This window comes from Cupriavidus sp. 05N40 (assembly GCF_056397305.1).
This window is the reverse complement of sequence record NZ_JBFTND010000237.1, coordinates 1-10519: the sequence shown is the minus strand read 5'-3', so window position 1 is coordinate 10519 and position 10519 is coordinate 1. Positions and strand designations below refer to the sequence as shown.

The 10519-nt window shown below is 66.9% G+C and carries 13 protein-coding genes; 5 read left to right on the top strand and 8 right to left on the bottom strand.

What is annotated here, in order from left to right; all coding sequences use genetic code 11:
* Both AC1DO7_RS35515 and trmL read left to right on the top strand, forming a co-directional pair.
* Nucleotides 1–420, top strand: a 420-nt coding sequence (locus tag AC1DO7_RS35515) for a ComF family protein (RefSeq protein WP_477117189.1), incomplete at its 5' end; no start/stop codon positions are given.
* A gap of 86 nt (nucleotides 421–506) precedes the next feature.
* A complete protein-coding gene (gene trmL / locus AC1DO7_RS35510; protein WP_441613753.1) occupies nucleotides 507–977 on the top strand; it encodes a tRNA (uridine(34)/cytosine(34)/5-carboxymethylaminomethyluridine(34)-2'-O)-methyltransferase TrmL in 471 nt (156 codons plus the stop codon).
* Between the two features lie 12 nt (nucleotides 978–989).
* Here the strand turns inward: trmL and AC1DO7_RS35505 are convergent, their stop codons facing one another.
* The 5 genes from AC1DO7_RS35505 to AC1DO7_RS35485 form a co-directional block, all read right to left on the bottom strand.
* A complete protein-coding gene (locus AC1DO7_RS35505; RefSeq protein ID WP_441649704.1) occupies nucleotides 990–1988 on the bottom strand; it encodes a Bug family tripartite tricarboxylate transporter substrate binding protein in 999 nt (332 codons plus the stop codon).
* A 95-nt stretch (nucleotides 1989–2083) separates the two neighbouring features.
* On the bottom strand, nucleotides 2084–3100 hold the full coding sequence (locus AC1DO7_RS35500; RefSeq protein ID WP_441649705.1) for an NAD(P)H-dependent glycerol-3-phosphate dehydrogenase: 1017 nt from the start codon (nucleotides 3098–3100) through the stop codon (nucleotides 2084–2086).
* A gap of 133 nt (nucleotides 3101–3233) precedes the next feature.
* On the bottom strand, nucleotides 3234–3752 hold the full coding sequence (secB, locus tag AC1DO7_RS35495) for a protein-export chaperone SecB (RefSeq protein ID WP_441613756.1): 519 nt from the start codon (nucleotides 3750–3752) through the stop codon (nucleotides 3234–3236).
* 163 nt (nucleotides 3753–3915) lie between these two features.
* Nucleotides 3916–4173 carry a glutaredoxin 3 gene (grxC, locus tag AC1DO7_RS35490; RefSeq protein WP_441613757.1) on the bottom strand — a complete coding sequence of 86 codons (258 nt, stop codon included), beginning with the start codon at nucleotides 4171–4173 and terminating at the stop codon, nucleotides 3916–3918.
* 100 nt (nucleotides 4174–4273) lie between these two features.
* Complete coding sequence (locus AC1DO7_RS35485; protein WP_441613758.1) at nucleotides 4274–4687, bottom strand: rhodanese-like domain-containing protein; 414 nt, start codon at nucleotides 4685–4687, stop codon at nucleotides 4274–4276.
* Nucleotides 4688–4824: 137 nt separating this feature from the next.
* Between AC1DO7_RS35485 and gpmA the strand changes: the two genes are divergently transcribed.
* From gpmA to AC1DO7_RS35470, 3 genes are all read left to right on the top strand, one after another.
* The gene (gene gpmA, locus AC1DO7_RS35480; RefSeq protein ID WP_477117188.1) at nucleotides 4825–5571 is read left to right on the top strand and encodes a 2,3-diphosphoglycerate-dependent phosphoglycerate mutase; all 747 of its coding nucleotides are present in this window, start codon (nucleotides 4825–4827) and stop codon (nucleotides 5569–5571) included.
* 162 nt (nucleotides 5572–5733) lie between these two features.
* A complete protein-coding gene (locus AC1DO7_RS35475) occupies nucleotides 5734–7326 on the top strand; it encodes a S41 family peptidase (protein ID WP_477117187.1) in 1593 nt (530 codons plus the stop codon).
* A 51-nt stretch (nucleotides 7327–7377) separates the two neighbouring features.
* The gene (locus AC1DO7_RS35470) at nucleotides 7378–8148 is read left to right on the top strand and encodes a HesA/MoeB/ThiF family protein (RefSeq protein WP_441649707.1); all 771 of its coding nucleotides are present in this window, start codon (nucleotides 7378–7380) and stop codon (nucleotides 8146–8148) included.
* Nucleotides 8149–8203: 55 nt separating this feature from the next.
* Here the strand turns inward: AC1DO7_RS35470 and mnmH are convergent, their stop codons facing one another.
* From mnmH to AC1DO7_RS35455, 3 genes are all read right to left on the bottom strand, one after another.
* Nucleotides 8204–9316: a tRNA 2-selenouridine(34) synthase MnmH gene (gene mnmH, locus AC1DO7_RS35465; RefSeq protein ID WP_441649708.1), complete on the bottom strand. Its 1113-nt coding sequence runs from the start codon at nucleotides 9314–9316 to the stop codon at nucleotides 8204–8206.
* 268 nt (nucleotides 9317–9584) lie between these two features.
* Nucleotides 9585–10064, bottom strand: coding sequence for a bacterioferritin (gene bfr, locus AC1DO7_RS35460; protein ID WP_441613763.1), 480 nt, complete (start codon nucleotides 10062–10064; stop codon nucleotides 9585–9587).
* 111 nt (nucleotides 10065–10175) lie between these two features.
* Nucleotides 10176–10409: a bacterioferritin-associated ferredoxin gene (locus tag AC1DO7_RS35455; RefSeq protein ID WP_477117190.1), complete on the bottom strand. Its 234-nt coding sequence runs from the start codon at nucleotides 10407–10409 to the stop codon at nucleotides 10176–10178.
* Nucleotides 10410–10519: the final 110 nt, after the last annotated feature.

Sequence of the window (10519 nt, the reverse complement as noted above, 5' to 3'; positions counted from 1 at the left end):
GACTGGCTGGCGACGGAACTGGCGCGCCGCTGGCAAGCCGCGAGGCCGCCAGCGAGCACCGCCCGCCCCGCCTTGCTCGCGCCGGTCCCGCTCTCCGCACAGCGCCTCGCGGTGCGCGGATTCAATCAGTCCTGGGAAATCGCCAGGCCGCTGGCACGCCTCCTGGGTGCGCGCGCCTCGCCTACGCTGCTGGCCCGCCTGCGCGATACGCCGGCCCAGGCTTCGCTGGACCTGTCCGCGCGCCAGGCGAACTTGCAGGGCGCCTTCGGGCTGGCGCCGGGCAGCGATATCACGGGCCTGCATGTGGGGCTGGTCGACGATGTGATGACCAGCGGCGCCACCCTGGGCGAAGCGGCGCGCATATTGAAAGCCCATGGCGCGGCGCGCGTCACATTGTTCGTTGCCCTGCGCACGCCCTAGCCCGCGCTAGCGTGACATGCGCCCCTTGCCCGGGGTAAGCTGCGCAGCGTTTTATGGCTGCGGCGCCGCRAGGCCCGCCCGACACCATGTTCAATGTCGTCCTGGTCGAACCAGAAATCCCGCCGAACACCGGCAATGTGATCCGCCTGTGCGCCAATACCGGCGCGCGGCTGCATCTCGTCAAGCCGCTTGGCTTTCCGCTCGAGGATGCGCGCATGCGCCGCGCGGGCCTGGACTACCACGAGTACGCCAGCATGCGCGTGCATGAAAACTGGGACGCACTGATGGCCAGTGAGCAGCCCGATCCGGCCCGCATGTTCGCCCTCACCACGCACGGCTCGACGCCGTTCGGGCAGGTCGGCTTCCGGCCCGGCGACTGGTTCGTGTTCGGATCGGAGACGCGCGGCCTGGCGCCCGAGCGGCGCGAATGGTTTCCCGCCGCGCAGCGCATCCGCCTGCCGATGCGGCCCGACAACCGTAGCCTCAATCTCTCCAATACCGTGGCGGTCGTGGTGTTCGAAGCGTGGCGGCAAAACGGCTTCGCCGGCGGCGCCTGAGCGCTCTCCCGCCTATTCCGGCTCGACGCCGGCGATCCGGATCACCTTGTCCCAGCGCGCCTTCTCGCTCGCCATGGTCTGGCGCAGCGATTGCGGCGCCGTGCCTGCCGGCACGAAATACTGCGCGCGCATCTTGGCGCGCACGTCCTCGCTGCCGATGATGGCCACCAGTTCGCGGTAGAGCCGGTCGATCACCGGTGCCGGCGTGCCGGCCGGCGCCAGCACGGCCTGCCAGGAAATCGCCTCGAAGCCCGGATAGCCGGACTCGGCCACGGTGGGCACGTTGGGCAGCAGGCCGGTGCGCCCGCTGGTAGTGACCGCGATGATGCGCAGCTTGCCGGCGGCGACCAGCGGCATGGCGATCGCCGGCACCATGAAGCCGGCCTGCACCTGGCCACCGACCATGGCCGTGGTGATCTGCGCAAAGCCCGGGTAGGGAATATGGGCGAGGTCGATCTTCGCCATCGCCTTGAGCTGCTCCATGGCCAGGTGCGCGGCGCTGCCGTTGCCCACCGAGCCGTAGTTCAGCACACCGGGCCGCGCGCGGGCCAGCGCCACGAACTCGCCCACGTCGTGCACCGGCAGGCGCGCGTCCACCACCAGCACATTGGGCGAAGTCGCCACCAGCGATACCGGCGCGAGCTGGCGCACGGGATCGTAGCCAAGGTGGCGCGACAGCGTCGGCGCGGTGACCAGCGGCCCGTTGATGGTGAGCAGCAGGGTGTAGCCGTCGGGCGCGGCGCGCGCCACCAGGCCGGTGCCGATATTGCCGCCGGCCCCGGGGCGGTTTTCCACCACCACGGGCTGGCCGAGCGACACCGACAGCTTCTCGGTAAGCAGGCGTGCGATCAGGTCCGGCGAGGAACCGGCCGGAAACGGCACCACCATGCGGATCGGGCGTACCGGCCAGGATTGCCCGGCGGCAGGCGAAGCCAGCAATGCGCCGGGCACAGCGCTGGCGGCAAGGGCGATCAGGACGCGGCGGCGGGCCGCAATGGAGTCTGGGGGCATGGGGCGGAGCGATGGCGGCACGGCATCCGTGGCGCCGCGGGAATCATTGGTCATTGCGAAAAACGGGAAGACGCGAGGCGCGCTCACTCGTGCGCTCACTCGTCCCGGGCATCGCGTTGCAGCAGGCGCGCCACCGCATCGGCGACAGGCAGGCCTTCGAACAGCACGGCGCAGACCGCGCGCGTGATCGGCATCTCGACACCCTGTGCCGCGGCCAGCGCCGCCACCGCCTGGGCGCAGCGCACGCCTTCGGCCACATGGCCCAGGTCGGCCAGGATCTGTGCGAGCGTCTTGCCTTCGGCCAGCTGCTGGCCGACCTTGCGGTTGCGCGAGAGGTCGCCGGTAGCGGTCAGGATCAGATCGCCCATGCCGGCCAGGCCCATGAAGGTCTCGACCCGTCCGCCCAGCGCCATCCCGAGGCGCGTCATCTCGGCCAGGCCGCGCGTCACCAGCGCGGCGCGCGCGTTCAGGCCCAGCCCGAGCCCGTCGCTGGCGCCGGTGGCGATCGCCAGCACGTTCTTCACCGCCCCACCCACCTCGGCGCCGACCAGGTCATCGCTGCCGTAGATGCGCATCGCATGATGATGAAAGCCCTGCTGCGCCAGCTCGGACAGCACCGGCGACGTGCCCGCGACAGTCAGCGCGCATGGCAGTCCGAGCGCCACCTCCCGGGCAAAGCTCGGTCCGGTCAGCACGCCGTACAAGGTTTCGTCGAGGCGGCCGGCGGCATCCAGCTCCTCCCGCACCATCTGATGCGGGAGGGCGTTGGTGCCGGCTTCGAAGCCCTTGCACAGCCACAGCATGCGCAGGCCGCCGTTGCTGCGCGTGGCCAGCCGGCGTGTCATCTCGCGCAAGCCGGAGACCGGCGTGGCCACGATCACGAGGCCATCGGGATCGGCATCGACGTGCGCCGCGGCCCGCTCGAAATCGGCCTCGAAGGCGAGCTTTTCCGAAAGCGCCACGCCAGGCAGGTAGGTGGCGTTGACACCGGCGGCGCCGATCGCCGCCAGCTCGGCGGCATCGCGCCCCCACAGCACCACCTCGTGGGCCGCGGCGGCATGGCTGGCCAGCGCGGTGCCCCAGGCGCCGGCTCCGAAGACAGTGATTTTCATGACGGTTTGCCTCGCTCGTTTGGTGGCCTGGACGCTCGGCCGCCGGCCGCTTGCGTCGCACATGGGCGGGCCGGAATGACAAAACGGGGCACGTGGCCCCGTCTTTACTGCATACCGCGCCAGGATCCGTGGATCAGTGGCGGGCCTGGCTGCCGTCGGGCATCACGATGCCGCTGTTGCCGCCCTGGGCGGCTTCGGCTTCCTGCATCGCAGCCTGCAGGCGTTGCTCGTACAGTGCCTGGAAATTGATTTCCGACAGGTGGATGGCCTGGAAACCGGCGCGCGTGATCACGTCGGCGATATTGCCGCGCAGATACGGGTAGAGGATGGTCGGGCACGCAATGCCCAGCAGCGGGTCGAGCTGCTCCACCGGCACGTTGCGGATATCGAAGATGCCGGCCTGGTGCGCTTCGACCAGGAAGGCGACCTTGTCCTGCACCTTGGTGGTCACGGTACCCGTCACCACCACTTCGAAGATGCCTTCCTGCAGTTGCGAGGCGCCCACGTTCACCTGCACTTCCACGGCCGGGGCTTCCGTCTCGAGGAAGATGCCGGGCGAATTCGGCTGTTCGAGCGACATGTCCTTCAGGTACACACGCTGGATATTGAAGAACGGCTGGTCTTCCTGCTGATTGTTTTGCTCGTCGCTCATGAAAGGCTTCCGGGAATGGGCATTGGACGCCAGATACCCAGGCCGCAAGCGCTGCGGGCGGCAATGGCCCAGGCTGGCGACCCGGGCAGGCACCCGGTTGGAAAACGCATATGGTACATGACGCGGGTGGCGAATTCACCCGCGTCGCGGCTAGGAATTTGCCTCAGGCCGCCAGCAGCGGCGTCAATCCGCCCTGGCGGTCGAGTGCGGAGAGATCGTCGAAACCGCCCACGTGGGTTTCGTCGATATAGATCTGCGGCACCGTGCGGCGCCCTGTGCGGCTCATCATTTCTTCGCGCCGTCCGGGCTCGCGGTCGATCAGGATCTTCTCGATCGCATCCACGCCCTTGGCCTTCAGAAGGCGCTCGGCCATCTGGCAATACGGACAAACTACCGTGCTGTACATCACAACGCGGGCCATGCGGTTCTCCTTTGAAACTTGGCTTTGGCTTGGCTCGGGGCGGCCGGCAGGTGGCCGGTCAGGTACGCTGCCGCGCCCTTTGCTGCGCCCGGCGCGCGTTTTACTTGACCACCGGCAAGCCGGCTTGCTGCCACGCGGCCAGGCCGCCTTCGAGCGAATAGATCTCACTGTAACCGGCTTCCTTCAGGACTGCTTGCCCCTTGCCCGAACGCTGGCCAGTCTGGCACACGACGATGATGGGGACGGACTTGTCCTTTGCAAGGCCGGCGGCGCGGTTGGCCAGGTCGGCAAGTGGCGCACTCTTGGCCTGCGGCAGGTGCCCCTTGGCATATTCGGTGGCTTCCCGGATATCCACGACCACCGCATTGCGCTTGTTGATCATCTGCGTGGCGCTGGCCGGATTGACGGATTTGCCGGAGGTGCCGCGCGAGATGGCGGGCCAGGCCAGCAGGCCGCCCGACACCACGGCAATGGCGATCAAGGCAAGGTTGTTGTAGTCGGCGAAGAAATTCACGTTGGCATTCCGGTGGGTTGAGTCGGCGGCATTATAAAATAGACGGTTTAGCGCCCGCGACCGCCATTGTCTCCTACTTGACACATGAAGGCGCAAGTGGCACGGCGCGCACAGGTTTCTCACGCTTTGGAAGCAGCATGTACAAACTCGTTCTCATTCGCCACGGCGAATCCACCTGGAATCTCGAAAACCGCTTCACCGGCTGGGTCGACGTCGACCTGACCGACACCGGCGTGGCCCAGGCCAAGCTGGGCGGCAAGCTGCTGCGCGAGGCGGGCTTCGCCTTCGACGTAGCCTATACCTCGGTCCTCAAGCGCGCCATCCGCACGCTGTGGCACGTGCAGGACGAAATGGACCAGATGTGGATCCCGGTGCGGAACGAATGGCGCCTGAACGAGCGGCACTATGGCGCGCTGTCCGGCCTCAACAAGGCGGAAACCGCGGCCAAGTTCGGCGACGAGCAGGTTCTGGTATGGCGCCGCAGCTACGACACCCCGCCGCCGGCGCTGGAACAGGACGATCCGCGCGTCGCGTACSACGACCCGCGCTACGCCAGCGTGCCGCGCAACGAGATCCCGCTCACCGAATGCCTCAAGGATACGGTGGCCCGCGTGCTGCCGCTATGGAACGAATCCATCGCACCCGACATCAAATCGGGGAAGCGCGTGGTGATAGCCGCCCATGGCAACAGCATTCGCGCGCTGGTGAAGTACCTGGACCAGATCTCGGATGACGACATCGTTGGCATCAATATCCCCAATGGCACCCCGCTCGTGTACGAGCTGGACGCCGAGCTGCGCCCGCTGCGTCATTACTACCTGGGCGACCAGGAAGCGCTCGCCGCCTCGCTGGCCGCCGTGGCCAACCAGGGCAAGGCACGCTGAGGCAAGGGCCGGGCGCGCGCCTCCGCGTGCCGCCCGGCCGTTGCCGGCAGCGGAACAGACCTTTTTTTCCGCTCCCTCTTATACTGTCGGACAAAACCGGCCGGTGTGACGCACCAGGCCGGCTCCGACATAGCATAATCCTCACACGTTCAGGCAGCCCTCATGCGTAAGACGCTCAAGAACATCAGTCTTGTTTCTGCCGGACTCGTTGCCGGCGTGCTGGCCACGCTGCAGCTCTCGGCCACGGCGCAGAATTCGTCCGGGCCGCTGCCGCTGGAGCAGTTGCGCCTGATGGCGGACATCTTCGGCCAGATCAAGCGCGAGTACGTAGAGCCGGTCGACGACAAGAAGCTGCTGACCGAAGCCATCAAGGGCATGGTCGCCAGCCTCGACCCGCATTCGGCCTACCTGGACGAGAAGGATTTCAAGGAACTGCAGGAAGGCACGCGCGGCCGCTTCGCCGGCCTCGGCATCGAGATCTCGCAGGAAGAAGGGCTGGTCAAGGTGATCAACCCGATCGAGGACACCCCCGCCTTCCGCGCCGGCATCCAGCCCGGCGACCTGATCACCCGCATCGACGACAAGCCCGTGCGCGGCCTGCCGCTGGAACAGGCGGTCAAGCGCATGCGCGGCGAGCCGGGCACCAAGGTCACGCTGACCATCTACCGCAAGAGCGASGAACGCACSTTCCCGGTCTCGATCACGCGYGCSGAGATCCGCGTGCAGTCGGTCAAGRCCAAGCTGATCGACAACGACCGCCTCGCCTGGGTGCGCCTGACCAGCTTCCAGGAACGGACCGTGGCCGACCTGGGCAAGAAGCTCGATGATCTGGCCAAGAAGAATCCCAACCTCAAGGGCGTGATCCTCGACCTGCGCAACAACGGCGGCGGCGTGCTGCAGGGCGCCGTGGGCGTGGCCGCGGCCTTCCTGCCCGACGACGTGACCGTAGTCTCGACCAACGGCCAGGTGCCGGACGCCAAGCGCGTCTACAAGACGACCTTCAACAACTACCGGCTGTCGTCGATCGAGGATGACCCGCTCAAGAGCCTGCCGGCGCTGTACAAGAAGATCCCCATGGTGGTGCTGACCAACGCCTACTCGGCCTCGGCGTCGGAGATCGTGGCCGGYGCGCTGCAGGATCACAAGCGCGCGCTGATCATGGGCAAGACCACCTTCGGCAAGGGCTCGGTGCAGACCGTGCGCCCGCTGACCAACGAGACCGGCATCAAGCTGACCATCGCTTACTACTACACGCCGACCGGCAAGTCGATCCAGGCCAAGGGCATCCGCCCGGACATCCCGGTCGACCAGAATCCCGAGGGCGATCCCGACGACGCGCTGATCACGCGCGAGATCGACACCGAGCGCCACCTGCACAACAAGCAGGAATCGGAAGAGCCGGAGATGAACGAGCGCGAGCAGCGACGCGTGGAAGAGCTGCGCCGGCTCGAGGAAGAGAACGCCAAGAAGACACCGGAAGAGCGCGAGAAGGAACGCAAGAAGAAGCCCATCGAGTTCGGCTCGGCGGATGACTTCATGCTGCAACAGGCCATCGCGCAGCTCGAAGGCCAGCCGGTCAAGCGCTCCAAGTCCAAGCTCGAAGCCGTCGCGACCTCGGACAAGCCGGCCAAGCCCGCCAAGAGCGCAAGCCCGGCCAAGCCCGCCGCCCCGGCCGGCAAGACCCCGGCAAGCGCACCACCGGCAAGCGCCCCGATGGGAACGCCGCTGGGCACGCCGACCGGCAAGGCTCCCTGAACTCCTCTCGAATAAAGGCGGCCCTGCGGGGCCGCTTTTGCATGGCACCGCATGAACGACGATCAACTGCTGCGCTACTCGCGGCATATCCTGCTCGACGAACTCGGCATTGAAGGTCAAGGCCGCCTGCTGGCCGGCCGTGCGCTGGTGATCGGCGCCGGCGGGCTGGGCGCGGCCGCACTGCCCTACCTCGCATCGGCCGGGGTCGGCACCATCACGGTGGTCGACGACGACGTGGTAGACCTCACCAACCTGCAGCGCCAGGTGATCCACACCACCGCCAACGTCGGCCGGCCCAAGGTGGAGTCCGCGCGCGAAGGCATGCTGCGCATCAACCCGGACCTCGACGTACGGCTGGTTGCCGCGCGCGTGGGCCCCGATCAGCTGGCGCAACTGGTCGCCGATGCCGACGTGGTACTCGACTGCTGCGACAATTTCGCCACGCGCCAGGCGGTCAATCGCGCCTGCGTGCAGCACCGCGTGCCGCTGGTTTCGGGGGCGGCGCTGCGCTTCGACGGGCAGGTCAGCGTGTTCGACCACCGCCAGCCGGACGCACCGTGCTACGCCTGCCTGTTTCCCCCGTCGCAGCCCGCGCAGGAAGTCGCCTGCGCCACCATGGGCGTATTCGCGCCGCTGGTGGGCATGGTCGGCACCGTGCAGGCGGCCGAAGCGCTCAAGCTCCTGATGGGGGTTGGCACCAGCCTCGCCGGGCGCCTGCTGATGGTCGATGCGCTCGGCATGGAATGGACTACCATGCGGCTCGGCCGCGCGCCGGACTGCGAGGTCTGCGGTGGCGGCCATGATGGCCACCCAGGCGCCTGATGCCGATCCCGATGCCTCCCGTCAAGGGCCGACGCAACAGGCTTGCGCCACCGTTTCAGGCGCGCGTGTGTTCGCGCAGGTAGGCCAGCACGGCCGGGCGCGCGCCGCGGAACACGATCCTGGCCTCGCGCTGCTCGCGCTGGTAGGCATACATCGGGTCGTAGTACTGGCTTAGCAGCACGGCGATCCAGGCCCGGTGCATGTCGGTTTCTCCGCTGCCCTCCTGGCGCGCCAGTGCCTGATCCAGCAATGCCGACAGCCTCGCGTAGCGTACCCCGCCAAGGCGCCCGGCAATCGCTGCCATGGCCTCGCGCAGGCGCGCGGCGTAGGCCGCGAACCCGGCCTGCCCGCCAAATGCCGCCATGAACTCGCCGGACAGGCCGAGCACATAGTCGTCGAGCACCCGGCTCACGCGCGCCTCGAATGGCTCCTCCAGCCAGACCAACGGGGCCGCCTGCATGGCGAGATAGAAAGGCAGCGGCAAGGTGCGCCTGCCGATATAACGCCCTTCGTCTTCCACCACCAGGGCCGGGTGCCCGGCCGCACGGCGGCGCAACAGATCGATCGCCATGCCATTCTCGAAATCGATCTGCGTGGGCTGCGCCACGGCCCGCCGGCCGAAGCTCGATCCACGATGCCGGGCATGCCCTTCCAGATCGATGGCGGCGCCCTCCCCGGCGACCAGATCCGCGATCAGTTCGGTCTTGCCGCTGCCGGCGAGGCCGCCAAGCATCAGCAGGCCGCAGTTCGCCGCGGCCGCATCGAGGGTCTCGATCAGGAAGGTGCGCATCGCCTTGAAGCCGCCGGCCACGCGCGGACAGGCAATGCCGGCATCGTCGTTCAGCCACTGCTGCACGATCTGCGAGCGCAATCCGCCGCGAAAGCAGTACAGGTAGCCATCCGGGTGGGCGCGGGCAAAACCCGCCCAGGCGGCGACGCGCGCGGCGCGGATCTCGCCCGACACCAGGCGGTGCCCCAGCGCAAGCGCGGCGGCCTGCCCTTGCTCCCTGAAGCACAGGCCCACCTGATGCCGCTCGGCGTCATCCATCAGCGGCAGGTTGACGGCATCGGGAAAGGCGCCTCGCGCGAATTCGGCCGGCGCGCGGACATCCAGCAACGGCGCGCCGGAGAGAAAGAGCCGCCTGAGATCAGCCGTATCTGCGCGCATCGCGAACCAGAGCCTTCAAGTGAAAGAGAGAGACGGCGTGCGGGGGAGGATTTGTCGTTCGATTTGTCGTTCGATTCGATTGTACGCACGCGCAAGGCACAGGCATGCAAGGTACCGGCGACCGCGTGCGAAAACCGCCTCGAATGGGAATCTAAATCCGAATGATAAGGGTTACTACCAGAATGCAGGCAAGAGCGGCAGCACCGGACGGCACCGCGCGTGTGCGGCCACCAGGTTCTTGCGAACGTGCGGCCGACTGCTGGGCGGCTTACTGCTCGCCCGGCTCCATCTGCGACTGCAGATAGTTGGGCAGGCCAACCTTGTCGATCAGGTCGAGCTGCGTTTCCAGGTACTCGATATGCTCTTCGGTGTCGGTCAGGATATCGACCAGGATGTCGCGGCTGACATAGTCGCCCACCGATTCGCAATATGCGACGCCTTCCTTGACCGTGGTGTGCGCGGCTTGCTCCAGCTTCAGGTCGCACTTGAGCATTTCCGGGGTGTCTTCACCCAGCAGCAGCTTGTGCAGGTCTTGCAGGTTGGGCAGTCCGTCGAGCATCAGGATGCGGTCGATCAGGCGATCCGCGTGCTTCATCTCGCCGATGGATTCCTTGTATTCCACGTCGCCGAGCTTCTTCAAGCCCCAGTGGCGATACATGCGGGCATGCAGGAAATACTGGTTGATCGCGGTCAGCTCGTTCTTCAGCTGCGCGTTCAGGTGTTGGATGACCTTCTTGTCACCTTTCATTGGAGGCTCCTGTTGCATCGGGCCCCCGCAAAAACGCGAAGCGGCGCAAGGTGCGCCGCGTGCAGTCTGGAAATGGGAAAACGCGCCGCAATCTAAAAATTGCGGGCGAGTTCAGGCAACCAGCTCAGTTTGCTGGTCGTTCGCGACTGCCGGGTCCCGAGTGTCCATTATGGCACGCGGACCAGAGGACGAACAGGAGGAAATGTCCACCACATGGATGGTGGCGACCGTTACGTTGCGCACCGCCGCCACGCCTTCGCACAGGACCTGGTGGGCGCATTCGCGGCAGCGGCCGCAGCAGGTGCCAACACCCAGCGTTTCAGCCAGCTCTTCCAGCGTTTGCACGCCAAGATGGGCGGCTCCATGGATTTCTCGGTCGGTAACCTGATTGCAGATGCAAACGTACACAAATGCCTCCTTGGGGCAGGGGTGACACCGGCATGTCACCCTCGATG